General features: G+C 64.2%; 22 protein-coding genes and 2 pseudogenes. 10 read left to right on the forward strand and 14 right to left on the reverse strand.

Annotation, left to right across the window (positions count from 1 at the left end; translation table 11 throughout):
* Nucleotides 1-100: 100 nt before the first annotated feature.
* The 4 genes and pseudogenes from NKJ13_RS22150 to NKJ13_RS22165 form a co-directional block, all read right to left on the reverse strand.
* Nucleotides 101-583 (reverse strand): ankyrin repeat domain-containing protein, encoded by a 483-nt coding sequence (locus NKJ13_RS22150; protein ID WP_352475838.1) that lies wholly within the window; start codon nt 581-583, stop codon nt 101-103.
* Between the two features lie 135 nt (nt 584-718).
* A pseudogene (locus NKJ13_RS22155) lies at nt 719-1,854 on the reverse strand (DmpA family aminopeptidase).
* A gap of 30 nt (nt 1,855-1,884) precedes the next feature.
* Complete coding sequence (xseA, locus tag NKJ13_RS22160) at nt 1,885-3,450, reverse strand: exodeoxyribonuclease VII large subunit (RefSeq protein ID WP_352506904.1); 1,566 nt, start codon at nt 3,448-3,450, stop codon at nt 1,885-1,887.
* Nucleotides 3,451-3,520: 70 nt separating this feature from the next.
* Nucleotides 3,521-4,477 (reverse strand): LysR substrate-binding domain-containing protein, encoded by a 957-nt coding sequence (locus tag NKJ13_RS22165; RefSeq protein ID WP_352506903.1) that lies wholly within the window; start codon nt 4,475-4,477, stop codon nt 3,521-3,523.
* Nucleotides 4,478-4,655: 178 nt separating this feature from the next.
* On the opposite strand from NKJ13_RS22165, the gene NKJ13_RS22170 reads away from it, so the two are divergent.
* A complete protein-coding gene (locus tag NKJ13_RS22170; protein WP_352778340.1) occupies nt 4,656-4,946 on the forward strand; it encodes a DUF1127 domain-containing protein in 291 nt (96 codons plus the stop codon).
* A 177-nt stretch (nt 4,947-5,123) separates the two neighbouring features.
* On the opposite strand, the gene NKJ13_RS22175 is transcribed toward NKJ13_RS22170, so the two are convergent.
* The 4 genes and pseudogenes from NKJ13_RS22175 to NKJ13_RS22190 form a co-directional block, all read right to left on the reverse strand.
* Entirely contained in the window at nt 5,124-6,101 is a 978-nt protein-coding gene (locus tag NKJ13_RS22175; RefSeq protein ID WP_352506902.1) for a DUF937 domain-containing protein, read from the reverse strand.
* Nucleotides 6,102-6,203: 102 nt separating this feature from the next.
* Complete coding sequence (locus tag NKJ13_RS22180; protein ID WP_352506901.1) at nt 6,204-7,577, reverse strand: glutamate--cysteine ligase; 1,374 nt, start codon at nt 7,575-7,577, stop codon at nt 6,204-6,206.
* Nucleotides 7,578-7,762: 185 nt separating this feature from the next.
* Nucleotides 7,763-8,497, reverse strand: a complete 735-nt coding sequence (locus NKJ13_RS22185) for a 16S rRNA (uracil(1498)-N(3))-methyltransferase (protein ID WP_352688549.1) — start codon at nt 8,495-8,497, stop codon at nt 7,763-7,765.
* A gap of 31 nt (nt 8,498-8,528) precedes the next feature.
* A pseudogene (locus NKJ13_RS22190) lies at nt 8,529-9,190 on the reverse strand (hypothetical protein).
* A 74-nt stretch (nt 9,191-9,264) separates the two neighbouring features.
* On the opposite strand from NKJ13_RS22190, the gene NKJ13_RS22195 reads away from it, so the two are divergent.
* Nucleotides 9,265-9,963 carry a type 1 glutamine amidotransferase gene (locus tag NKJ13_RS22195; RefSeq protein ID WP_352778343.1) on the forward strand — a complete coding sequence of 233 codons (699 nt, stop codon included), beginning with the start codon at nt 9,265-9,267 and terminating at the stop codon, nt 9,961-9,963.
* Nucleotides 9,964-10,259: 296 nt separating this feature from the next.
* Nucleotides 10,260-10,391 carry a hypothetical protein gene (locus NKJ13_RS22200; protein ID WP_280952144.1) on the forward strand — a complete coding sequence of 44 codons (132 nt, stop codon included), beginning with the start codon at nt 10,260-10,262 and terminating at the stop codon, nt 10,389-10,391.
* 28 nt (nt 10,392-10,419) lie between these two features.
* Here the strand turns inward: NKJ13_RS22200 and NKJ13_RS22205 are convergent, their stop codons facing one another.
* Genes NKJ13_RS22205 through NKJ13_RS22215 form a run of 3 tightly spaced genes read right to left on the reverse strand, consistent with a single transcriptional unit; the run spans nt 10,420 to nt 13,224 of the window.
* Nucleotides 10,420-11,190 (reverse strand): metallophosphoesterase family protein, encoded by a 771-nt coding sequence (locus NKJ13_RS22205; RefSeq protein ID WP_352688551.1) that lies wholly within the window; start codon nt 11,188-11,190, stop codon nt 10,420-10,422.
* Between the two features lie 38 nt (nt 11,191-11,228).
* Entirely contained in the window at nt 11,229-12,365 is a 1,137-nt protein-coding gene (locus NKJ13_RS22210) for an alpha-hydroxy acid oxidase (protein WP_352475830.1), read from the reverse strand.
* Between the two features lie 55 nt (nt 12,366-12,420).
* The gene (locus tag NKJ13_RS22215; RefSeq protein WP_352688475.1) at nt 12,421-13,224 is read right to left on the reverse strand and encodes a FadR/GntR family transcriptional regulator; all 804 of its coding nucleotides are present in this window, start codon (nt 13,222-13,224) and stop codon (nt 12,421-12,423) included.
* A gap of 301 nt (nt 13,225-13,525) precedes the next feature.
* Between NKJ13_RS22215 and NKJ13_RS22220 the strand changes: the two genes are divergently transcribed.
* The 5 genes from NKJ13_RS22220 (at nt 13,526) to glcF (ending at nt 19,752) form a co-directional block, all read left to right on the forward strand.
* The gene (locus NKJ13_RS22220; protein WP_352778345.1) at nt 13,526-14,860 is read left to right on the forward strand and encodes a DUF3422 family protein; all 1,335 of its coding nucleotides are present in this window, start codon (nt 13,526-13,528) and stop codon (nt 14,858-14,860) included.
* A gap of 136 nt (nt 14,861-14,996) precedes the next feature.
* The gene (locus tag NKJ13_RS22225; RefSeq protein WP_352688479.1) at nt 14,997-16,493 is read left to right on the forward strand and encodes an FAD-linked oxidase C-terminal domain-containing protein; all 1,497 of its coding nucleotides are present in this window, start codon (nt 14,997-14,999) and stop codon (nt 16,491-16,493) included.
* 222 nt (nt 16,494-16,715) lie between these two features.
* Nucleotides 16,716-17,972 carry an FAD-binding protein gene (locus NKJ13_RS22230; protein ID WP_352740849.1) on the forward strand — a complete coding sequence of 419 codons (1,257 nt, stop codon included), beginning with the start codon at nt 16,716-16,718 and terminating at the stop codon, nt 17,970-17,972.
* Nucleotides 17,969-18,352, forward strand: coding sequence for a DUF4870 family protein (locus NKJ13_RS22235; protein ID WP_254819316.1), 384 nt, complete (start codon nt 17,969-17,971; stop codon nt 18,350-18,352). The genes NKJ13_RS22230 and NKJ13_RS22235 overlap by 4 nt, the downstream gene beginning before the upstream one ends.
* A gap of 68 nt (nt 18,353-18,420) precedes the next feature.
* Nucleotides 18,421-19,752 (forward strand): glycolate oxidase subunit GlcF, encoded by a 1,332-nt coding sequence (glcF, locus tag NKJ13_RS22240; RefSeq protein WP_352702102.1) that lies wholly within the window; start codon nt 18,421-18,423, stop codon nt 19,750-19,752.
* A 12-nt stretch (nt 19,753-19,764) separates the two neighbouring features.
* Here glcF and NKJ13_RS22245 read toward each other — a convergent pair whose 3' ends face one another.
* Entirely contained in the window at nt 19,765-20,685 is a 921-nt protein-coding gene (locus NKJ13_RS22245; protein WP_352618472.1) for a bifunctional 5,10-methylenetetrahydrofolate dehydrogenase/5,10-methenyltetrahydrofolate cyclohydrolase, read from the reverse strand.
* Between the two features lie 261 nt (nt 20,686-20,946).
* On the reverse strand, nt 20,947-21,681 hold the full coding sequence (locus tag NKJ13_RS22250) for a L,D-transpeptidase (RefSeq protein WP_254819319.1): 735 nt from the start codon (nt 21,679-21,681) through the stop codon (nt 20,947-20,949).
* 222 nt (nt 21,682-21,903) lie between these two features.
* On the opposite strand from NKJ13_RS22250, the gene NKJ13_RS22255 reads away from it, so the two are divergent.
* Nucleotides 21,904-22,539: a DNA-3-methyladenine glycosylase I gene (locus tag NKJ13_RS22255; protein WP_352740847.1), complete on the forward strand. Its 636-nt coding sequence runs from the start codon at nt 21,904-21,906 to the stop codon at nt 22,537-22,539.
* A 42-nt stretch (nt 22,540-22,581) separates the two neighbouring features.
* Here NKJ13_RS22255 and NKJ13_RS22260 read toward each other — a convergent pair whose 3' ends face one another.
* Entirely contained in the window at nt 22,582-22,836 is a 255-nt protein-coding gene (locus NKJ13_RS22260; RefSeq protein ID WP_352740845.1) for a hypothetical protein, read from the reverse strand.
* A 208-nt stretch (nt 22,837-23,044) separates the two neighbouring features.
* Between NKJ13_RS22260 and hisS the strand changes: the two genes are divergently transcribed.
* Entirely contained in the window at nt 23,045-24,607 is a 1,563-nt protein-coding gene (gene hisS / locus NKJ13_RS22265) for a histidine--tRNA ligase (RefSeq protein ID WP_352778347.1), read from the forward strand.
* The last annotated feature ends 137 nt before the right edge of the window (nt 24,608-24,744 follow it).

A 24,744-nucleotide genomic window follows, 5' to 3' on the forward strand; every position in this document is an offset into this window, starting at 1 on the left:
AGTATGCGACAGTGGCTTGTCGAGATCGAAGTTCCTGGCGCCAGCTATTTGAAGCACAGCATACACCATTAATTGCTTGCTGGGTGAAGCTAGCGGGTTTTCAGCCCAGGAACGCGTTAATGTCGTAATTTCCAATGGTCTTTGCGAGGTCTTGCGGCGAACAGCCAAGCTTGTTTTTCAGTGTCTTATCTGAGCCAGCTGAGAGAAGAAGCTTGATCAACTCGCCACGGCCCCGTGATTCAAACACGGCACGCCACAGGGGCGTGTTTCCATGAATGTCTTGGGAAGAAACATCTGCGCCGCCCTTGACTAGAAGTTCCGCCACCTCGAGCCGATATTCGCGAGCAGCAAAGTGCAGCGGTGTTTCCAGATTCTTGTCCTGCACATTCACCTTCGCTCCACGCTCGATCAGTGCAGCGACGATTGCGGTCTCGCCATCTTTTGACGCATAAAACAACGGCGTCCGGCCTTCGCGATCTAACGCATCGACATCTTTCCCCTCTGAGATGGCCTGGATGACTTCAGCCGAGCTATGTCTCATCACCGCCTTGTGCACGGGTGCGGGACCATCTGGGTTGCTCATACTATGGCTCCGATTGGGCGATGAGTCTTCCAATTGATATTTTTTGGGGTCGTTTATTCGTCGTTGAGCTGCTTTGGGTTAATCCTTCGCGGCTTCCAGGCCATTCCTGCCGAAGACGGCGAAGACCGCGAAAGCTTAACCAAGATCTGCAGTGTGATGCGCCCCGAATCTACCTTCGAGCCACCCTTTCGGCAATGCCGGCACGAAATTGCCGTCGCGCCCGCTCATGTCTTCGTTGGCGATCAAAGCATTGAGGATTGCTTCCTCCACGCTCTGAATGACGGCGTCGAAGAACGGGTTGATGTCGGCATCCGGTATGTAACCGGCGCTGGCCAATTTGCCGGCCGCGCCGCGCGCCGCATCGGCATTGGCCGTGCTGAACGCAAGAAAAATATCGCCGGACGAATTGTATCCATAGCCGCCGGTCAGCGCGACCCCGAGGGGCACGCGTTTCGCCAGCCGTTTCAACTGGTGCGGCATGAATGGCGCATCGGTGGCGACGATCGCGATGATCGAGCTCTTTTCCGCTCGCGGCGTGTTGTCCCGGATCGCCGGTTCGGCGAGTTCCGCTCCGGCCCTGATGCCACCTATGACGAGGTTTCGCCTTGCACCGAAATTCGACTGGACGAAGCAGCCGATCGTGAAACGCTCTCCGTTCCAGTCGACGCTGCGCGAGGATGTGCCGGACCCTGCTTTGAAGCCGAAGGTGATCATGCCTGTGCCGCCGCCGACGCTGCCCTCTTCATCGGCCCGCTTTCAGCCGTGTCGAGCGCGGAAAACACGTGCTCGAAGCTCAGATGATGGCCGTTGATATCGTTGAGAAAGCCATCATAAGTCTCGCCCGCCACCGGCAGCGCCCAGGCGCTGTCGAGCGCGTGCGGCAGCACCGTCTGCATCCAGCGCAACGTTGCGTCGCGGCTGACGCCGCAGGAATGCGTGTTGGTGATGGTGATGGGAAGATTGAACGCTCCGAGCTCCTCTATCAGATGCGAGCCGGTCAGTTCGCCATTGCCATTGGCGCTGAACACACCGGCGAACGCCGGGACGGCCAACTCGTCTCTGGGCCTTGGCAGGATCGCGGTCACGCCGGTGCGTACCGGACCCTTGCCGACAACGAGCGGCCCGTCCCCTGAGATCAGCGTCGTATAGCCGACCGTCACGCCGGGCACATCGGTGATGGCATTGAAGCGGCCTGGGGTGCCTTCGAATGGGATATCGACGGCGCGTGCACGCAGTTTGCCCGAGGGCGTCGTAAGATGCGGATCGGTCATTTCTTCCTCAGAAAAGCGCCTTGGTCTTCCTCAGAAAAGCGAGCCTTGGCCGCCCGGCGCCTTGAGCTTGGCTGCCGACTTGGCAATCGCCTTCGGCCGCGCCGTGCCACTGATGGCGACGGCATCGGCGGTGCCGTCGGCGAACTCCAGCGAAAGCGCCATTCCCGACACGACCTCCGCCGAACGCTTGACCACCGCGCCGTCCGCATCCTTGACCAGTGCGAAGCCTCGCGCCAGCACGGCCTTGTGCGACAGCGTCGCCAGCAATCGATCGGCCTGCGTCAGTTTTCCACGCAGACGGTCCAGCCGCCGCGAAATCGCCTGGTCCTGCCGCCATGCCAGTGCCAGCAGGGCATCGCCTCGCAGTTTCTGCCGTCTGGCGATCGGCGCCGATGACAGTCTGGCGGCCGTGCGCGAAAACCGTGCCCGACGCTCGCGCACGATGGCGAAGAACGCCGCTTGCGCTCGGGCGAGGTCGCGGCGGGTCAGTGTGCGGGCTTCGTTCATGCGCCGCGACAAGGTCGCCGGTGTCAGACGCTGGCCCAGAAGCCTGGCCCGCTTGCGCTCGACGCTGACCGACAGCGCCCGGCCGAGCCGGCTCGTCGCCTCGTCGAAGCGCCGCCGGGGCAGCGCCAGCAACTGGTCGGGCGAGGGCAGCGCCCGGGCGGCTGCGCGCGCCGCCTGCCGCTTGCGTTCGAAATTGCGCGACAGTGCGGTCTTCAACCGCGCGCCAAGGCCGGCAAGCGTCGCTTCGAGATCGACTTTGACCGGCACGGCGATCTCGGCGGCGCCTGTCGGCGTCGGCGCCCGCACATCCGCTGCCAGATCGATCAGCGTCCAGTCGGTCTCGTGGCCGACCGCGGAAATCACGGGAATACCCGAAGCGGCGACGGCCCGGGCGAGCGCTTCGTCGTTGAAGCCCCACAGATCCTCCAGGCTGCCGCCGCCGCGCGCCACGATCAACAGATCGGGCCGCGCGGTGGCGCCGTCCCAAGGCAGTGCATTGAAGCCGTTGACGGCAGCGGTCACTTCCGCGCCCGCCGTCTCGCCCTGCACCCGCACCGGCCAGACGAGCACGTGCAGCGGGAACCGGTCCTTGATGCGGTGGATAATATCGCGGATCACCGAACCTGTTGGCGAGGTGACGACGCCTATGACGCGCGGCATGAACGGCAGACGCCGCTTGCGGGCCGCGTCGAACAGCCCTTCGGCCTGCAGCCGGCGCTTGCGCTCGTCCAGCAGCGCCATCAGCGCACCGGCACCGGCCGGCTCGAGATTGTCGATGACGATCTGGTAGTTGGATTTTCCGGGATAGGTGGTGAGCCTGCCGGTGGCGATCACCTCCATGCCTTCCTCGGGACGGAATTTCAGCCGGCTCATCGTGGTCTTCCACACCACGGCATCGAGCCGCGCGCGATCGTCCTTCAGGCAGAAATAGGCATGGCCGGAGGAATGCGGTCCGCGATAGCCGGAAATCTCGCCGCGCACCCGTACATTGCCGAAGACGTCCTCGACCGTGCGCTTCAGCGCGCCGGAAATCTCGCTCACCGTATACTCGGTGGCGTTGGTGCGTGATTCGGGTGCTGCGTCGCTCATCGGCCGATTGGGGAACGGTTGTTGGCCGCCGTCAAGGCGGCCGTGTTCGATGTCGGCCCCAATCGCGCGATCACCAGCCCGGCAGGATCTGGCTCGGCTTCGTCCGTTTCATCTTGGCGAAGGCGAGGGCGGCGAAATCGAACGTGCCGGTCTCCTGGCCGAGTGGCACGGAAATATTGTCGAGGCTCTCCGAAATGTGGCGCGCAAGCGCATCGACGATCTCCGGCCGCGAGGTCTGGCCGCGCATAATGCCGATGCGGCAATCGGGCAGGGCGCCGAAACCGTCGGCCTCGCCCAGCACCCGCATGCCGGGCCGCAGCGCGCATTCCGGCAGCACCGAGATCGCCAGGCCGGAAAGCACCGCCGCGGCGATGACGGTGGCAGAGAAGCTGGTGAACAGGATGCGGTAGTCGCGGTTCTGCTGGTCGAGCACGTCGGCGGCCGCCCGCCGCCAGATGCAGTTCGGCCGGCCGAAGGCCATCGGCAGGATCGGCTGCTCATGCGTCGCGTGGTTGGCCGAGGTAACCCACAGCAGCGGTTCGCGCCGCACCACTTCCGACTGGCCGCGCGCGTCATTGTGCGTCACCAGCGCCAGGTCGAGATTGCCGCGCTTGATGTGTTCGACCAGTCCCGGCGTCGGTTCGCAGATAACGGTCAGTTCGACATGCGGGTTGGAGCGGGCAAACCGCGCCATGATCTCTGGCAGGAAGCGATCGGCATAGTCATCCGGCGTGCCGATGCGGATGGTGCCTTCGAGCCGGCGGTCGTCGAAGGCGGCCAGTGTTTCCTTGTTGAGATAGAGCAGCCGCCTTGCGTAGGAGAGCAGTCTATCGCCTTCCTCGGTCAGCCTGTTGGTGCGGCCGTCTTTTTCGAACAGCGGTTTGCCGATCCGTTCCTCCAGCCGCCGCATCTGCATCGACACCGCAGACTGGGTCCGATGCACCGCTTCCGCCGCGCGGGTAAAGCTGCCGGTGTCCACAATCGAGATGAAGGTCTGCAACTGATCGAGATCGAGCGGCGCTTTCATTGGCCTAATCCATCATTGATGCTGATGCTAAAGATTAGAAACATTCGTTGGATTAATCAATCGGGCCATGGCAAATTCCGATTGTCCACATGAACGCATGTGAATCGAAGCCGGAACGGCCGCTGTTGCCAGCGCCCGATCGACCGGTTTCGCCCGTTCGAATGTGAAGGAGACCGACATGGCTACGTTTGATTTCGCTACCGAGACCTCGCGCATCACCTCGCGTCCGGCCGTTGCGACGCGCGTGGCCAATGCCGCTGCCAATGTTTACCGCGCCTGGAAAAACCGCCGCGCCTTTTATCGCCTCGGCGAGATGTCGGATGCCGAGCTCGCCGACATCGGCCTGACCCGCGCCGACCTGCACGTTGCTGTCGGTGTACCCTTTGGCCGAGATCCGACAGAAAGGCTTCGCGTCATCGCCATCGAGCGCGCCGAAACGATCAAGGATCTTGCCCGCAAGGTGGTGTGATCGCACGAATTCGCGATTTTGGTCGCATTGAACCTTTTGAGGCACGACGCCACCAAGTTACGCAGGCTCCCCACTCCCTGCCGGATCCCCCCGGCCAGCCTGCGCGCTGCCCGGTCCTCCCAGGACCGGGCTTTCTTTTTTGGGCGGCACTGATGATTGGGGTTGCCGGTTTCTGGTCTAGCGCCGGCCCATGCCCTGCTTGAACTGGTCGAAGATCGACTCCATCCCTTTCTGGTAGTCGTCGCGCTGCTGGGCGCCTGTCTCGAACATCTTGCCGAACAGGTCGTCGAACGGATTTCTCGGCCTGCCGCTCGGATTGGTCTGCGGCTGCGGCGTCTGCTGCGGCGCCTGATGCGGCTGAGACTGTTGTGCGCCACCGCCGAACATGTCCTGCAGTACTTTGCCGAGCGGATTGTCACCATAAGGGTTCTGTGTCTGCTGGGGTTGGTTCTGCGGCTGCTGTGGCTGTGGTGCACCGCCGCCGAACATATCCTGCAGCACCTTGCCGAGCGGATTGTCACCATAAGGGTTCTGTGTCTGCTGCGGCTGGCTTTGCGGCTGCTGCCCGCCGCCGAACATGTCCTGCAGCATCTTGCCGAGCGGGTTATCCGTGTGGCCTGCAGGCTGAGGGGCCGGTGCCTGGCTGCCGCCGCCCGCCTGCCGCATCATCTGCTCGATGAGTTCGCCGAGCGGATTGCCGCCACTGCCTGCCGCATGCATCTGTCCGCCTAGCTGGTTGGTGGTCTGCTTGAACAGCCCGCCCATCATCATCGAGGCGATTGCCGGCAGCATCTGCTGCAGCACCTGCTGGCTGACGCCACTCGCCTGCGCGGCCTGGTTGGCAACGGCCCGCGACAGGTCCTTCGAGCCGAACAGATGGCCGAGAATGCCGTTGCCTTCATCGAGGCCCTGCGGCGAGAAGGCCCGGCTTGCATCCTCGAAATATTTAGCGTGCTGGCCGCTGGCCATCGCCGTCATGAAGGAGCCGAGCCCGTAAGGGTCCGCCGTGTTGCGCTTGAGCCCCTGCGAAAAGGCCGGCAGCAGCGCCGCGACCGCCGCCTGCGTCTGCTGCTGCGACAGCCCGAACTGCTGGGCCAGCGCCTGCATGCCGTTGCCGTTCTGGGCCTGTGCCAGAATATCGAACAAGGAAGGCATTGTTTTCTCCTCCGGGAAAATCCTCGTTGGAGAAGCCTAGTTCGTTTCCATCACTGATTGAAGCGAATTTGCCGGACCGTGGCTCATGCGGATTGCGAAGCGTTAATACGCGTATTCCATGAACACCGGCTCGATCGAGCCGCCCCAGCGTGTGTGGTAGGCGGAGAGCATCTCCTCGGCGCTGGTCGTGCCGCGCGCGACGACCTCGTCCAGCGTGTTGAGGAACGAGGTCTCGTCGTAGCCGTCGCGGTTCTTGCGGCCACGGTTCTTCAGTCCCATGCGCGAGATGACGAGCACGTCGCGGGCGATCTCGCGCAACGTCGTGTTGCGGAAGGGCGCCGAAATGCCCTGTTGCGGCACCGCGTTGCGCATCGCCAGCACTTCGTCATAGCTCCAGCTCGAGGTCAGCGCCTCGGCCGCGTCGAGCGCTGCCGCGTCGTAGAGCAGCCCGACCCAGAAGGCCGGCAGCGCGCAGATGCGCCGCCACGGCCCGCCATCGGCGCCGCGCATTTCGAGAAAGCGCTTCAGCCGCACGTCCGGGAACAGCGTCGACAGATGGTTCGCCCAGTCGCCCATCGTCGGCAGCCCGTCCGGCAGTTCGTCACGGGCAGCGCCCGCCATGAACTGGCGGAAGGTGATGTGCGTCATGTCGTGGTACTGACCGTCGCGGATGATGAAATACATCGGCACGTCGAGCGCCCATTCGACATAATCGGCAAAGCCGAAATCGGGCGAGAAGCAGAATTCGAGCAGGCCGGAGCGCTGATTGTCGGTGTCGCGCCAGATCTCGCCGCGCCAGCTCTGCAAGCCGTTCGGCCGGCTTTCGGTGAAGGGCGAGTTGGCAAACAGCGCCGTCGACAGTGGCTGCAATTTCAGCGACACCTGCATCTTGCGGCGCATGTCGGCTTCGCTTTCGAAGTCGAGGTTCACCTGGATCGTGCAGGTCCGGTACATCATGTCGAGGCCCTTGGTACCGACCTTGGGCATGTAGCGGGTCATGATCTCGTAGCGCGATTTCGGCATTTTCGGCGTCTCGGCCAGCGACCATTTCGGGCTGCCGCCAAGGCCGAGAAAACGAATGCCCATCGGTTCGGCGATCTCGCGCACCTGCGCCAGATGGGCATTGCCTTCGCGGCAGGTCTGGTGGATCGTCTCCAGCGGCGCGCCGGACAGCTCGAACTGGCCGCCTGGCTCCAGCGAGATCGCGCCCTGACCGGTCGGCTCGACCAGTCCGATGATGCGGCCGGCATCCATGATCGGGTCCCAGCCGAGTTTGTCCTGCATGCCTTCGAGGATGGCGCGGATGCCGCGCTCGCCGCCATAGGGCACCGGGGCATTGCCGTCGACATAGAACGGGAATTTCTCGTGCTCGGTGCCGATGCGCCATTTGTCGCGCGGCTTGTTGCCTTCGGCCAGGTGCTCGACGAGTTCGTCGGCGCCTTCGATCGGCCGGAAATCGGTGGTATCGCGCGCCATAATAGCCCTCCGCACATGACCCCGAAAACCGGCTTCGATTTTCGGAAGGGATCAGGTGCCCAATCAAATGCTACAGCGTCCTTTGCGCGTCCGAAAGGACACGCGGCCACTGCCGGCGCTAGATGGACGAAATGTCAGTAGCCGATCAAGCGAAAAATCCTGAGCCAGAGGGTAACGGGAATTGATCACCAATCGCCGATTGTCGCCTGGATCAGCGCCAGTGCCGCCACCGCCGCCGTATCCGCTCGCAGGATGCGCGGCCCGAGCGGAATGGCGGTAACGAAGGGCAGCGCTCTCAGCATCCTGCGCTCCTCGTCGGAAAAGCCGCCCTCAGGCCCGACCAGCAGACCGAGCTTTCCCTCCCGCACCGCCTGCAATGCCGGCAGGGGATTGTTGGTCGATGCATCCTCGTCGCAGAAGATCAGCCGCCGCTCGCGGTCCCAGCCCGCCAGCAGGCGCTCGAATTTTTCCGCTTCGCGCAGCTCCGGCACCGCCAATATGCCGCATTGCTCGGCCGCCTCGACGACATTGGCGCGCAGGCGCTCGATGCCGGGTTTTGCCACTTGCGTATGCTGGGTGATGACCGGCTGCAGGATGCCGGCGCCCATCTCCACCGCCTTTTGCACGAGGTAGTCGAGCCGCCCTTGCTTCAGCGGCGCGAAGCAATAGACGAGATCGGGCAGCGGCGGCTGCGGCCGCTGCAACTCCATCACCTTCAGGCGCAAGGCCTTCTTCGATTTCGCGGCGATTGCCGCCGACCATTCGCCGTCGCTGCCGTTGAAGACCAGAACCTCGGCGCCTTCGCCGAGCCGCAGCACATGCGAGAGATAATGGCTCTGCTGCTGGCCGACGTCGAACTCGATATCCGGTCCAAGCTCGTCCGGCACGAATAGCCGCTGCATCTTGTAATTGGCGCGCATCGCCGAGGAATGGGCGAGGCCGTCGCCGGCGTCAAGCCTCCGCGCTGGCGTGCCAGACAGGTCTGTAGCCACGCTTCAGCACGGAAACAGTTGTCGCCGGCGTGAGCATGCCGATTGGACCGTGGGTAAAATCGCCGAATCCCACCGGATCGCCATAGCCGCCGAAACTCCAGGGCAGCGCTGCGCCGTCAAAAAGGGCGTACGCCCTTTTTCCTGACGAGATCATCGTGCCGTCCGGCAAGTCCGCAAGCGCCTCCGGTTTCAGTCGCGGCGCCCGCCCGCCCGATGCCAGGCGCTCCTTGTGCAGGCGCTTGTCGAGCTGCGGCGCGCGTGGCTCGGCAATGCCGAGGCGTCGCCGAAGCGTTGGACAAAATCCCTGGCCCGCTCGCGCCGGCAGAAGAAGCAGGGCCGGTGCCCGGCGGCAAGTGCCGTCACCTCGTCGAGGAAAAACAGCTCGGTCCAGCCGGCCTTGCCGCCCAATTGGTCGTCGCTTTGCCGGTTGCGCCCCATCGGCTGGCGCCGCACGTCGCCGTATTCGCAGACACAGATGATCCAGGCTTGCAGCGCCCAGCGCTTCTTCAACAGCGTTCTCGTCTCGGGTTCGTGAATGATGCCGCGATTGCCCATGAACAGGCCGCGCTCCGGCACGGCATGGATGGCGCCGAACGGGTCGACCCGGTTTTGCAGTGGCATAGGCGTTCCCTGTTGGCTGCAATGCTGACGCCATGATATCGCTCACTGCATCAATTTCATGTCAGCAGGTTTCGATGCGGGTCTTGGTCGTCCAGAACTTCGACAATGAGGGCCTTGGCCAGATCGGCGCGGCGCTTGTCGAGGCGGGCGCCGATATCGACCTGCGCCGGCCGTATCGCGGCGACGCGCTGCCGCAAGATAGCGGCTGGCATGACGCCATGGTGGTGCTCGGCGGCGCCCAGAATGCGCTCGACGACGAGCTCTGCCCGTATTTCCCGGGCCTGCTCGATCTGACGCGCAACTTTGCCGACAGGGATCGCGCGGTGCTCGGCATCTGCCTTGGCAGCCAGTTGGTCGCGCGCGCCTTTGGCGGCGAGAACCAGATAGGCGGTGCCTCGGAGTTCGGCTGGCACGAGGTCGCGCTCACCGCGGCGGCGCAGGCCGATCCGGTGCTCGCCGCCTTGCCCGAAAAATTCCCGATCTTCCAATGGCACGACGACACCTTTGTCTTGCCCGAGACTGCCGTGCGGCTGGCCGGCAATGCCGTCGCCGAGAACCAGGCGTTCCGCATCGGCCGCGCCATCTACGGCTTCCAGTTCCATTTCGAGGCCGACAGTCCGATGGTGCGCGACTGGAGCACATCCTTCGCACCGCTGATCGCCGAGCGGCATCCTGAATGGGCGGGCCGGCTCGACGATGAAACGGCCCGCAACGGACCTGTAGCCTATGCCGCCGGCCTGGCCATCGCCCGCGCCTGGGTGGCGACCATCTGACGGCTCATACAGCCAACGTATTTGGCGACGTTGCATATTTGGCACGCGGCGGCAAATCCGCCGGGGATAACGCGTTTCATCCTTGGCCTGTGTCAGTCCGCCAGCCTAAAAGGCGCCCGCTCTGCATCTTGCGTGCAACCGCGATGAACCTTTCCTGTGACCCGCGCGACACACCGCCGATACAGAACATGCCTAGAAGCGCGAAACCGTCAGACATTTGCGACGTATTTCGCGTTTCAACGCATTGGTAACCCGCTCGTGCATAGATGCAGAAAGCTCAACAAGAGATGACGTCCGTGAAAGCAGCCTTTTTGTCCTTTGCCATGTTGTCGGCCATCGTCTTGTGCGGCCTCGGCATTTATTCCGCCGACGCGGCCAACAACCACAATGCCGTCGACGGCTACGGCGTCACCGCCGCGCTTCGCTAGACCCTCTGCACATAACCTCACGCCTTACCTACGCCCGCTCACCCGTCACCGTCAGGATCCGTTTCTCCGCGCCGTCCACGACGAGCGCGGTGAGGTTTCCCGAGTGCCAGGCGAGGGTGTCGACATTGACGCGGTTGCCGGTGATCTCGGGCTTGGCCACCGGCGTATGGCCGTGCACCACGATCTTGGGATGAAGGCCGGTGTGGTCGTGGAAGACCTCGCGGATCCAGATCAGGTCCTGCGGGCTCTGGCTTTCCAGCGCAATGCCGGGCCGGATGCCGGCATGACAGAAGAAGAAGTCGCCGAATGTCACTGAAAAGGCCAGCGAGCGCAGGAACTCGACATGGTTCTGCGGCACCGCCTCGACCAGCGCGGCGTGCCCTTGCCGCAATGCCGCATCGGCGCGGCCAAACCAGGCGCTGCTGCCACCGAGCGACACTCCATAGGATAGCGCCGTCTGGATGCCGCCATAGCGCATGAACAGGCCGTCCGGGTCGGGGACATCGAGAAAATCGAGGAAGCCGAGATCATGATTTCCGGCCAGCATCAGGTGACGTGGATCGCGTTTTTGCGCGTCGATCAGGAAATCGATGACGCCTTTGGAGCCCGGACCCCGGTCGACATAGTCGCCGAGATGGATCACGCGCCAATCGGCAGTGGGCTTCCTCTCCAGCTCGCCCTCGATCCGGCGGTGCATGGCGGTCAGCAGGTCAAGCCGACCGTGCACATCCCCGATCGCATAGAGGCGCATACCTTCCGGTCCGCGCGCTTCGAAAAAATTGATGCCGGGCTCCGTCAATGCCTGCGTCGCCTCCGTGGTCATGCCGTCACGGGACTTTAGCGCCGGAGCTGATCCTTGCCCATGTCGGTGACCAGACGCTTTCCGCACAGTGCCAGCGTTATGTCCATCTCCTTGCGGATGATTTCCAGCGCCTTGGTAACCCCTTCCTTGCCGAGTGCGCCGAGGCCGTACAGGAAAGGCCGGCCGATATAGGTGCCTTTAGCGCCGAGGCACAGTGCTTTGAGCACGTCCTGGCCGGAACGGATGCCGCCGTCCATATGCACCTCGATCGTGTCGCCGACGGCGTCGGCGATCTCTTCTAGCGCCATGATCGACGACGAGGCGCCGTCGAGCTGGCGGCCGCCATGGTTGGAAACGATGATCGCGTCGGCGCCCGTCCTGGCCGCCATTAGCGCATCTTCCTTGTCGAGTATGCCTTTCAGGATCAGCTTGCCGCCCCAGCGCTCCTTGATCCAGGCGACGTCCTTCCACGACAGATGCGGATCGAACTGCTCCTTCGTCCAGGACGACAGCGAGGCGAGGTCGCCGACGCCCTTGGCGTGGCCGACGATGTTGCGGAAGCTCCGGCGCTTGGTCCCGGCCATGCCGACGCACCAGCGCGGCCTTGTCGCCATCTGCCAGAGGTGCTTCGGCGTCATCCGCGGCGGCGCCGAAAGCCCGTTGCGGATATCCTTGTGGCGCTGACCAAGGATCTGCAGGTCGAGCGTCAACACCAGTGCCGAACATTTCGCCGCTTTTGCGCGGTCGATCAAATCGAAGACGAAGTCCTTGTCGCGCAGCACATAGAGCTGGAACCAGAACGGCTTCCTGGTCACCGACGCGACATCCTCGATCGAGCAGATGCTCATTGTCGACAGCGTGAACGGCACGCCGAATTCTTCCGCCGCCTGCGCCGCCAGCATCTCGCCGTCCGGATGCTGCATGCCGGTCATGCCGGTCGGCGCCAGCGCCACCGGCATCGTCACCTTCTCGCCGATCATGGTCGATTCCAGCGAGCGGTTGTCCATGTCGACAAGCACGCGCTGGCGGAACTTGATCTTCTGGAAATCCTCTTCGTTGGCGCGGTAGGTGCTTTCGGTCCAGGCGCCGGAATCGGCGTAGTCGAAGAACATCTTCGGCACGCGGCGGCGCGCCAGGTCCTTGAGGTCGGCGATGGTGAGAATGCTGCTCATGGATCTTTTTCCGCTGGTTCTTCGCTGGTTCGTCGTTGGATTTTCTGGGCGGGGCCTACGACGGTTTTCTCGCCGCCTCACCGTCACCGGGCTCGGAGCGTTGCCTGAGCCTCAGCCGCGACACGCGCTGCCAGTCGCCGCTGCGCTCGGCCTCGGCCATCGATCGTTCGACGTAGGAGATGTGGTCCATCGCCGCCTGCCGCGCCGCAGCCGGATCGCCGGCCTTGACCGCTGCATAGATTGCCCGGTGCTGCGAAAGCAGCGCCTCGCGCGCGCCCGGCACGTTGAACACCAGCCGCCGGTTCTGGAACACGCCTTCCGACAGCAGCCGATAGCAGGAGCGCAGCGTGTGCAGCAGGATGATATTGTGCGCGCATTCGCAGATCGCGTGATGGAACTCGATGTCGATTTCCGCCTCGTCGTCGAAATTGGCGGTCCGGTGCGCCTCGTCCATGCGCGCCATGATGCGGTCGAGCAGCGCCAGATCGTCCGATGTGGCACGCCGCGCCGCATATTCCGCAACCACCGCCTCGATCTCACGGCGGTACTCCAGATAGTCGGTCACCGCCTTGCGATGCATCGAGATCAGGTCGGTCACCGGCTTGGTGAACAGCTGGCCGATGACATCGGCGACATGGGTGCCGCCGCCTGGCCGTGTCGTCAACAGCCCGCGCCCTTCCAAGCCTTTCAAGGCATCGCGCAGGATCGGCCGCGACACCTCGAACTGGCGCGCCAGCTCGCGCTCGCCCGGCAGCCGGTCGCCGGTGCGCAGCACGCCTTCGAGGATCAGGCTCTCGATCTGCTGCACCACCTCGTCGGCGGTGCGCGAATGCTCGATCCGGGAGAAAATGTCGCTCAAACGGGGTGCCTGGGGGTTGAACCGATGTCGCGCAAGATAAAGCCAGCGTCGCCAACTGGTCAAATTATTTATCCAATTCGCCGGGGCCGGGCCCGTTCACTGCCGCGGCTTCATATCAGCGTAAGCTAAACTGGCCGTTTGCGTCCTCTGGTGATTGCCTCTAGAGCAATTCCAGGAAAAGTGTGAAACGGTTTTCCGTCCGGAATTGCGCAGAATCAAAGAGATAGAGCGGTTCGGCGTTTCCGTGAACAAGAGAGACATCATCGCCAAAAAGGGCTCAGAGAAGCCCGGGGGACCAGCCGTGCCAGACGCCGACCCGTCCAACCTCGAATTCCAGCTGCGCGCCAAAGCCGTGGGCGGCAGCGTCATGGGCTTTCCGGCGCATGAAGGTCGGCCGGGCGCCCTCGGCGAGGTCCACGCCCGGCCGCATCCGCTGGTCGAAAAGCCGCGCGTGCTGGTGCAGCTTTCCTTCATGACCGAAGCTGGATCCGGCGTCGATCAGGCCGTGCTTTCCGAATTGTCGCGACGCCTCGGCATCGCCGCGCCCGACCCCAACGCCCGCCACCACGCGATGAAATGGGGCAAGGGCTCGCTGCGCTGGGAACGGCACACGGAGTTCTCGACCTACCTCTGGGAAGGACCGCTCGCCGAAAACGGCAGAGGGCAAGAAGACACACCCTTCGGCAACGGGTTTTCACCGCCGGGCACGGTGATTTCCGGCATCAGGCTGGAAATCCGCAAATGGACGCCGGCGAACGAAAAACTGATCGCCGGTTTCGACCCGACCAGCCTGTGCTATTCGCTGGTCGAGCGCGGCAACGCCGCCATCGTCACCGATTTCCGCCAGGATGGCGACGGCTTGACCCGTATGCTGGTGCTCGACCGCGGCCTGACCCCGGCGCGCACCGGGGCACTGTCACAGCGGCTGATCGACATCGAGACCTACCGCACGCTGGCCATGCTTGGGTTGCCGCTGGCGCTGACGCTGTCCGGTCGTGCCCGCCGCATCGAAGACAGGCTGGCTCAGACCACGCTGGAAATGAAGGTCGCCGAGACCCGCGACAGCCAGACGCTACTTGCCGACTTGACCGAACTGGCTGCCGAGCTGGAGGCGGATGCCGCCTCCAGCCTCTACCGCTTCGGTGCCAGCCGCGCCTATGACGGCATCGTGCGCGAACGGCTGGAGGCGCTCGACGAAGAGGCCGTGCCCGGCTATGACACCTGGGGCCGTTTTCTGCAGCGCCGCGTGGCGCCGGCGATGCGTACCTGCCGTTCGGTCGAGGAGCGTCAGGCCAACCTGTCGACGAAGCTCACCCGTGCCACCACGCTGCTGCGCACCTGGGTCGACGTCGAGGTCGAGAAGCAGAACCGCGATCTCTTGGCATCGATGAACAATCGTGCCCGCCTGCAATTGCGGCTGCAGCAGACGGTGGAGGGCCTCTCGGTCGCCGCCGTCTCCTACTATGTCGTCGGCCTTATCGGCTACGTCGCCAAGGGCGCCTCGATCTTCGGCCATGCCTTTGCGCCGGAAATGGTCACCGCCGCCTCGGTGCCGCTCGCCGTCGTGCTCGTCTGGTGGGGCGTGCGCCGCGTCCGCCGCATGCACTCCGAACCAGGCAAGCAGCCCGGCGAGTAGTGAAGGGCAGAGCGGCAGATTGCCGCTGCGGAAGGCTGTCCCGGCCATAGGCCTCCCATCCCGGCCAAAGCGGCATTTGCAACCGACTGCCGTCGCTGGTAAAAGATTTTTACCAGTCGGTCGAAGGAGGCTGTCGATGTCCGGTCTTGCGATGCCGAAACCAGACGACGCCACGCTGCGCCGGCGCGATGAGATCGTCGCCGATATGCGCATCATCGTGCCGGGCGAGGGCGTCGTCGACGCAGCCAATGCGATGCGCGCCTTCGAGAGCGACGGGCTCACCGCCTACTGGCAATTGCCGCTGGTCGTGGTGCTGCCGCAAACCGTGGCGCAGGTCTCGCGCGTGCTGAAATATTGCAGTGACCGCAATATCCGCGTCGTCCCACGCGGCTCCGGCACCTCGCTCTCCGGCGGGGCGCTGCCGCTGGAAGACGCGGTGCTGCTGGTGATGAGCCGCTTCAACCGCATCCTCGAGATCGATTTCCAGAACCGCATCGTCGTCGCTCAGCCCGGCGTCACCAATCTCGGCATCACCACCGCCGTCGAGCAGGAGGGCTTCTATTACGCCCCCGATCCATCCTCCCAGATCGCCTGCTCGATCGGCGGTAATGTCGCGGAGAATTCCGGCGGCGTGCACTGCCTAAAATACGGTCTCACCGCCAATAATGTGCTTGGTATCGAGATGGTGCTGATGAATGGCGAGGTGGTGCGCCTCGGCGGCAGCCATCTCGACGCGGAAGGCTACGACCTGCTCGGCGTGATGACCGGCTCCGAAGGACTGCTCGGCGTCGTCACCGAGGTCACCGTACGCATCCTGAAGAAGCCGGAGACGGCGCGTGCCCTGCTGATCGGCTTCCCGACCAGCGAGCAGGCCGGCCAATGCGTCGCCGACATCATCGGCGCCGGCATCATCCCGGGCGGCATGGAGATGATGGACCGTCCGGCCATCCACGCCGCGGAGGATTTCGTCCATGCCGGCTATCCCCGAGATGTCGAGGCGCTGCTGATCGTCGAACTGGACGGGCCGGGTGTCGAGGTCGATCACCTGATCGGCCTGGTCGAAGCCATCGCCTATAGGAACGGCTCGACCACATGCCGCATTTCGCAATCGGAGCAGGAGCGGCTGAGTTTCTGGGCCGGCCGCAAGGCGGCTTTCCCGGCGGTCGGCCGCATCTCGCCCGACTATTACTGCATGGACGGCACCATACCGCGCAAGGAACTGCCGCACGTGCTCGCCGGCATGCGCGAACTATCGGAGAAATACGGGCTCGGCGTCGCCAATGTCTTCCACGCAGGCGACGGCAATCTGCACCCGCTCATCCTCTACGACGCCAACGTGCCGGGCGAACTCGAGAAGGCGGAGAGTTTCGGCGCCGACATATTGCGGCTCTGCGTCAAGGTCGGCGGCGTGCTGACCGGCGAGCACGGGGTCGGCGTCGAGAAGCGCGACCTGATGCCCGAAATGTTCAACCAGATCGACCTCGACCAGCAGGTGCGGGTCAAATGCGCGTTCGACCCCAACCATCTGCTCAACCCGGGCAAGGTGTTTCCGCAGCTGAGGCGATGCGCCGAACTCGGGCGGATGCACGTGCATCGCGGGCAAGTGGCGTTTCCGGACATTCCGAGGTTTTGAGGGTATGTTGGCGCTTGGACACCCCCCTCTGTCCTGCCGGACATCTCCCCCGCAAGGGGGGAGATTGGCTGCTTCAACGTCCTGCTCGCCTTCAAGCGTTGATGGTTGGCGAAAGCCTAAGCGACATCCGATCTCCCCCCTTGCGGGGGAGATGTCCGGCAGGACAGAGGGGGGTGGGAAGGATCGCGGCCTCTCGTCATTTACGACTGGTGGTTCTGCCGCATGACCACCTTCACCCCGACCACATCAGCGGAAACCCACTCCACCGTCGCCTGGGCCGCAGCGGAAGACTCGCCGCTCGAGATCCTCGGCCATGGTTCCAAGCGCGGCATCGGCCGGCCGCAGCAGAGCGAGCGTACGCTCGATCTTTCCAAACTCTCCGGCGTCACGCTCTACGAGGCGGCCGAGCTGGTGCTGTCGGCGAAGGCCGGGACGCCGCTGGCCGAGATCGAAAGCCTGCTTGCCGAAAACGGCCAGCAACTGGCCTTCGAACCGATGGATTACGGCCCGCTGCTCGGCGGCGAGCCAGGACGAGGCACTATCGGCGGCGTGCTTGCCGCGAACCTTTCCGGGCCGCGCCGGCTGAAGGCCGGTGCTGCGCGCGACCACATTCTCGGCATATCTGCCGTTTCCGGGCGCGGCGAGGCCTTCAAGTCCGGCGGCCGCGTGGTCAAGAACGTCACTGGCTATGATCTGTCCAAGCTGATGGCCAACAGCTGGGGCACGCTGGCGGTGTTCACCGACGTCACCTTCAAGGTGCTGCCTGCCGCCGAGACCGAAGTCACGCTCGCCATTCGCGGCCTGCTCGACGATCACGCCGCCGCCGCCATGGCGCTGGCGCTCGGTTCCAGCGCGGAGGTGTCGAGCGCTGCCCATCTTCCCGAACGGGTCGCAGCTAGGGTCGCTGACGGCAGTCTCGGCAGCGATGCGGCGACGCTGCTGCGCATCGAGGGCTTCGGCCCGTCGGTCGCTTACCGCATTGCCGCGCTGAAAAACCTGCTGAAAGACGCTGGGCCGCTGCAAGAGATTTCCGGTTCGGTCTCGTATTCGGTCTGGCGCGACATCCGCGACTGCGCGCCCTTCGCCGATGGCGGCGAAAGGCCTGTGTGGCGCGTCTCGATGGCGCCGTCACAGGGCCACCAGATGGTGCTGGCGCTGCGCATGCAGGCCGCGGTCGATGCCTTCTACGATTGGCAGGGCGGGCTGATCTGGCTGCGCATGCAGCAGGACGATCCCGAGGCCGGCCTGTTGCGCGGCCTCATCAGAAGACATGGTGGCGGCCATGCGACGCTGGTGCGCGCAACCCCCTCGCACCGCGCTGCCGTTCCCGTGTTCGAGCCGCAAGCGCCGCAACTGGCAGCACTGTCGGCCCGGCTGAAGGCCGAATTCGACCCGAAGAATATCCTCAGTCCCGGCCGTATGGCGCCGGGCGCAGGCTCTGCTACTCTCGCCGCGGCAACCGAGGGAGGAGCCCAATGAGCGATCCAGGCCAAAACGGTACGTCACGCCAGACCGACCGCTGGCTAGAGCCCGGCCCGACCAACGCGCTGGTCATCTACATCCTCTATCTCGCCGGCCTAGCCATCGGCGTCAGCGGCATTGTCGGCATCGTCCTGGCCTATATCAACCGCGGCAAGGCCGGCGGCTTCGTCGAGAGCCATTACACATTCCTGATCCGCACCTTCTGGATCGGCCTGCTCTATGCACTGATCTCGGCGCTGCTGATGATCGTGGTCATCGGTGTCGTGCTGATTTTCGCCGTCGCCGTCTGGTTCATCGCCCGCTGCATTCTCGGCCTGCAGGCGCTGCAGCGCGGCGAAGCGGTCAAGAACCCCGAAAGCTGGTTTCTAGGATTATGAGCGTGATCCCCAAAAGTGGGTACCGGTTTTGGGAAAAGATCATGCTCAAACGGTAAGGATTTGTTTACGTGCAGACCAATTTCTCAGCTGCCCAGCTCGCCGATCCGCATGTCGCGGAATCGGAGAAGATCCTGCGCAAATGCGTACATTGCGGCTTCTGCACCGCCACCTGCCCGACCTATGTGACGCTCGGCAACGAGCTGGATTCGCCGCGCGGCCGGATTTACCTGATCAAGGACATGCTGGAAAATGGCCGGCCGGCCGACAAGGAGATCGTCACCCATATCGACCGCTGCCTGTCCTGCCTCGCCTGCATGACCACCTGTCCGTCGGGCGTCAACTACATGCATCTGGTCGACCACGCCCGCGCCCACATCGAGGAGACCTACAAGCGTCCCCTGGCCGATCGTCTGACCCGCGCCATGCTGGCCTTCGTGCTGCCCTATCCCTCGCGTTTCCGCGCGGCGCTCAAGCTGGCGAAGCTCGGCCAGCCATTCGCCGGCCTGTTTGAGAAAATCCAGGCCTTGAGGCCTCTGGGCGCTATGCTCAAGCTCGCACCCGCGTCGGTCCCGGCAGTCTCGCCGATGGCCTCGCCGGGCGTCCATGCGGGGCAGGGCCCGAAGAAAAATGGCCGCGTCGCCATCCTCACCGGCTGCGCGCAATCCGTGCTCGATCCCGGCATCAACGACACGACGATCTCGCTGCTGACCAGGCTTGGTGTCGAGGTCGTCGTACCCGAAGGCGAAGGCTGCTGCGGCGCGCTGGTGCATCACATGGGCCGCGAGGCGGCTGCCCTGGCGTCGGCCAGGCAGAATGTCGACGCCTGGACGCGCGCCATCGAGCAAGGCGGGCTCGATGCCATCGTCATCACCGCGTCAGGCTGTGGCACCACGATCAAGGATTATGGCTTCATGATGCGCCTCGATCCGGCCTATGCCGGCAAGGCGGCGCGCGTCTCGGCGCTGGCCAAGGACATCACCGAATACCTCGTGAGCCTCGACCTGCCCGAGCCGGTGCGCAAGCCGGGCACCGTCGTCGCCTATCACTCCGCCTGCTCGATGCAGCACGGCCAGAAGATCACCCGCCAGCCGAAGGAGCTTCTGGCCAAAGCCGGGTTCGTCGTGCGCGAGCCGCGCGAAGGGCATCTCTGCTGCGGTTCGGCCGGCACCTACAACATCCTGCAGCCCGGGATTTCGGCGACGCTGCGCGACCGCAAGGTCAGGAATATCGAGGCGACCGGCGCTGAAATCGTCGCCACCGGCAATATCGGCTGCATCACCCAGATCGCCTCTGCCGCGAAGCTGCCGGTGGTCCATACGATAAAGCTGCTCGACTGGGCCTATGGCGGGCCGAAGCCCGAAGGCGTTCGCGAAGAGAGGGCGGCTATCGCGGCCCAGTGATCCGCCAGTCGTCTACTCGGCCGCCAGTCTGTCCGCCGTGCCGTAGGTTGCCTGGTAGCGCGCGCGCTGGCGGCTGAGCGCCACCATGGTGTTGCGCAGCAGGATCGCCACGGTGATCGGGCCGACGCCGCCCGGCACCGGCGTGATCCACGACGCGACATGCCTGACGCTCTCGGCATCGACGTCGCCGACGATGCGGCTCTCGCCGTCCGGCCCGATTTCCGAATTGATGCCGATATCGATGACGGCGGCGCCCGGCTTGACCATGTCGGCCTTGATCAGCCGCGGTTTGCCGACCGCGACGAACAGTGCGTCGGCGCGGCGTGCGTGTGCCGCCACCGAACGCGTCATGTGGTGACAGACGGTCACCGTCGCGCCTTCGCTCATCAAGAGGAACGCGATCGGCTTGCCGACGATCTCGGAATGGCCGACGACCACCACCTCGAGCCCCTTGAGGTCGAGGCCGGTTTCCCTGAGCAGTTCGACCGAAGCGGCGGCGGTGCAGGGCGCCAGGTCGAGCTGGTTGTAGACGATGTTGCCGATCGAGGCCGGATGCATGCCCTCGACATCCTTGAGCGGATGCACCGCCGCCTGCAGCGTCTTGATCGGAATGTGCACCGGCACCGGCCGCTGGATGATGATGCCGGTGACGCGCGGGTCGGCGTTAAGCCCGTGGATTGCCGCTTCCAGCTCGCCGGCGGTGATGTCGGCGCGAAAGCGCCTTTCCTCGAAGCCGATGCCGGCCAACCCGGCCTTGGCGCGCTGGTTGCGGACATAGACGTCGACGGCGGCGGTATCGCCGACGGTGACCGACACCAGCTTGGGCGGAAAGCCTTCGGCGGTGGCGATCGCCGCGTCCTCGCGCACGCCGGCGATGATGCGTTGGGCTACCGGGCCGCCTCTGAGATAGCGGCTGTCATCGGAAAGGGACATCGGGATGGGGCCTTTATCTGGATTTTAGCCGCCACATAGCAAAGCAACCGCGAAAAGGCAGCGCGAAAAGCGAACCGCCATGCCGGTCGCGCGACGTGCCGGCAAAATCTTCCCGTCAATTCCTGCTGGCGGAAACAAAAAGGGCAGCACGGCTTGCCGCGCTGCCCTTTCGTGACTGGCCGCATCCCCACACGGCCCGTCCCCCGTTATTCAATACTCCCGAGGCTTCTGAGCAGAATCATCGGTGAGGTCAACCGCAGATTACATCACTACAACCGTCGTGCCAACATTGACCCGCTCGTAAAGGTCGACCACGTCCTCGTTGCGCATGCGGATGCAGCCCGACGACACCGCGCCGCCGATCGTCCAGGGCTGATTGGTGCCGTGGATACGGTACTCGGTCGAGCCGAGATAGAGCGCGCGTGCGCCGAGCGGGTTTTCCATGCCGCCGGCGAGATAGGTCGGCAGATAACGGCCCTTGGCGGCCTCGCGGGCGATCATCACCGCCGGCGGCCGCCAGTCCGGCCAGACGCGCTTGTTGGTGATCTTGTGGGTGCCGGACCATTCGAAGCCCGGCTTGCCGGTGCCGACGCCATAACGCCGCGCCTTGCCGTTCTTCTCGACCAGATAGAGGAAATTCTCTCGCGTATCGATGACGATCGTGCCCGGCTTCTGCGGGCCGTCATAGGCGACTTCCTGCGGCAGATAGATCGGGTCGATCTGCGGCCGCATGATCATGCGCTTGGCCGGTGCCTGCACCGCTGCGGTGCGCAGCTGATCGGGTTCGGCCTGGCGCCGATAGCGCCGTTGCGGCTGCGCCTCTTGCCGGCTCTGCCGCACGATGCCCGGCGCATGGCCGAGCTGCAGCACCCAGGGCGCCGAAAGGTCGGGACTGACCACCACCGGCGGCCTCTCGGCATAGCGGTCGTTGGCATTGGCGGCACCGGCGGCAAGCACGGCGGCGGCGCCGAACAGTGGGAACAAGAATGTCTTCATCGCAACGCACCTTGATCGTCGAACATGCCGGGGTGCAAAGCCTCCCCGATTTCGCCGACAATGAGCGCGAAGCGGCCACCGAAACATGAATCGGAATGCGTAAAATGCCGATCTGTCAGTAAAGCTTTTGGTGTGGTTACCGCCCGGTTCAGGAATCTGGTAAAGCCACGGTAAAGGCCGCGTCAAAACGCGTTAACGCCAGGACAAGAACGGAATTCCGCCATGGACGAAAAGACAGGTCTGCTTGCCGGTCCCGACGGCATCGCCCGCTGCTTCTGGCACGGCAACCTGCCGGATTATCTGCACTACCACGACCACGAATGGGGCCGGCCGGTCGCCGACGACCGCCGCCTGTTCGAGAAGATCTGCCTCGAAGGTTTTCAGTCGGGCCTGTCCTGGCTGACCATATTGCGCAAGCGCGACAATTTCCGCGAGGCGTTTGCCGGCTTCGATGTCGACAAGATCGCCGCCTTCACCGACGCCGATGTCGAGCGCCTACTCGGCAATGCCGGCATCATCCGTCACCGCGGCAAGATCGTTTCGACCATCAACAACGCCAAGCGCGCCCGCGACCTTATCGACGAGGCCGGCTCGCTGGCGGCATGGTTCTGGAAGTTCGAGCCCGGCCCGCACGAGCGGCCCGAGATCGTCGACCTCGCCCATCTGCGCGCCAACCCGACGACGGCGGTCTCGGTCCGTATTTCGAAGGATCTGAAGAAGCGCGGCTGGAGCTTTGTCGGTCCGACCACCGTCTACGCCTTCATGCAGGCGATGGGGCTGGTCAACGACCATCTCGAGGGCTGCGTCTGCCGCGAGCCGGTCGAGGCGGAGCGGAAAGCCTTCAAGCGGCCGAAGTGAGCGCCCCTTGCCTTCTCCCACAGTGGGAGAAGGAAGATGCTGTCAGACGCCGCGGATGCCGGCCAGGAAAAGCCCGGCGAGGATGGCCGCCAGCGCGGCGAACACGGGATAGATCACCAGCAGGCCGGTCATCAGAACATCGCGCATGGTCGGCCCGTTGCGCTGTTGCGCCGCGATCTCGAACGGTCCTGCGATTTGCTTCGTCGCCTTCGGCGCATGATTGTCGGCCGGCCGCAGCCGGACCGAGACGTCGTGTGCGCCGCTATCGATGATGTCGAACTTCTGTAGCGTGGCCATGGGCCCGAACCCCTTGTTTCGGCGCGCTTATCGGCCGGGATTGTGTCGGCACGATGCCGCGCGCGTGGCGCAATTGTTTCAGCTCTGACTTTCTTCTCCGCGGCGAGCTGAGAGCGAAGAAGTGCAAACCCTTGCCTTCTCCCGATGGCATCGGTAGGACACGCCGACCCGAAATTAGTCACCGATTACTTAGCAAAGTACCCATCCCATGGCCGACAAATCCGAAAAGATGAAAGCGCGGCTGCCGCGCGGCTTTGTCGACCGCGGCGCCGACGACCTGCGCGCTGTCGAGAAGATGATGGCGACGATCCGCTCGGTCTTCGAGCTCTACGGTTTCGAGCCGGTCGACCAGCCGCTCATCGAATACACCGATGCGCTTGGAAAGTTCCTGCCCGACCAGGACCGGCCGAACGAGGGCGTGTTCTCGTTCCAGGACGACGACGACCAGTGGCTGTCGCTGCGCTACGACCTGACTGCGCCGATGGCGCGCTTCGTCGCCGAGAATTTCGAGCGCCTGCCGAAACCCTATCGCAGTTACCGCTCCGGCTGGGTGTTCCGCAACGAAAAGCCCGGCCCCGGTCGCTTTCGCCAGTTCATGCAGTTCGACGCCGATACCGTGGGCACCCCGGGCGTTGCGGCCGATGCCGAGATGGCGATGATGATGGCGGACGTGATGGAGGCGCTGGGCATCAAGCGCGGCGACTACGTCATCCGTGTCAACAACCGAAAAGTGCTCGACGGCGTGCTGGAGGCGATCGGCCTCGGCGGTGACGAAAATGCCGGGCGCCGGCTGACGGTGCTGCGGGCCATCGACAAGCTGGACAAGCTTGGAGTCGAGGGCGTGCGCCTGCTTTTGGGCGCCGGGCGCAAGGACGAGAGCGGTGATTTCACCAAAGGCGCCGGGCTGGACAATACGCAAATCGACGTTGTCATCAGCTATTTCACAGTCATGGCGCAGCATGATCCCGAAAAAATTGTCCAGACACTGGCATCCATCAACCCCGGTCTCAGCAATCTTATCGAGGAAAGGAAACTCGAACATCTGGGCATCACGAACGCCTCGTTTGTTGAGGGTCTTGCAGAGTTGGAGCAGATAAGAACCATGGTCGCACAAAGCGGCTACGGTGAGGATCGCATCCGCATCGACCCGTCTGTCGTGCGTGGCCTCGAATATTACACCGGCCCGGTCTACGAGGCCGAGCTGCTGGCCGAGATCCCCAATGAGGACGGCCAGATCGTGCGCTTCGGTTCGGTTGGCGGCGGCGGCCGTTATGACGGTCTCGTCTCGCGCTTCCGTGGCGAGCCGGTGCCGGCGACGGGTTTTTCCATCGGCGTCTCACGGCTGATGACGGCGCTGAAGAACCTGGGCAAGCTCGATAGTTCCGATGTCATCGCGCCGGTCGTCGTGCTCACCATGGACAAGGATACGGAAAGCCTCGGCCGCTACCAGAAGATGGTGGCCGAGCTGCGCGCCGCCGGTATCCGCTCGGAAATGTATCTCGGCGGCGCAGGCATGAAGGCGCAGCTGAAATACGCCGACCGTCGCGGCAGCCCGGTCGCCGTCATCCAGGGCGGCGACGAGCGCGCCAAGGGCGAGGTGCAGATCAAGGACCTGATCGAGGGCGCACGGATGTCGGCCGAGATCGCCGATAACGCCGAATGGCGCGCCGCACGGCCGGCGCAGGTGACGGTGGCGGAGAGTGAGCTGGTTGCCGAAGTGAAGAAGATACTTGCGGCGCAGGCGGCTGACCGCGCGAAGGGTGGCGCGTGAACACCCCCCTCTGGCCTGCCGGCCATCTCCCCCGCAAGGGGGTGTTTGGACCGGGGACATCGCGAACAGGTGTGCGAGGACATCGCGAACAGTTTGCCATCCTATCGTTGGCTTGCATTGAGGTCGATGGTCTGGAT

It is taken from the genome of Mesorhizobium sp. M0174 (assembly GCF_040322275.1).
GTDB lineage: Bacteria > Pseudomonadota > Alphaproteobacteria > Rhizobiales > Rhizobiaceae > Mesorhizobium.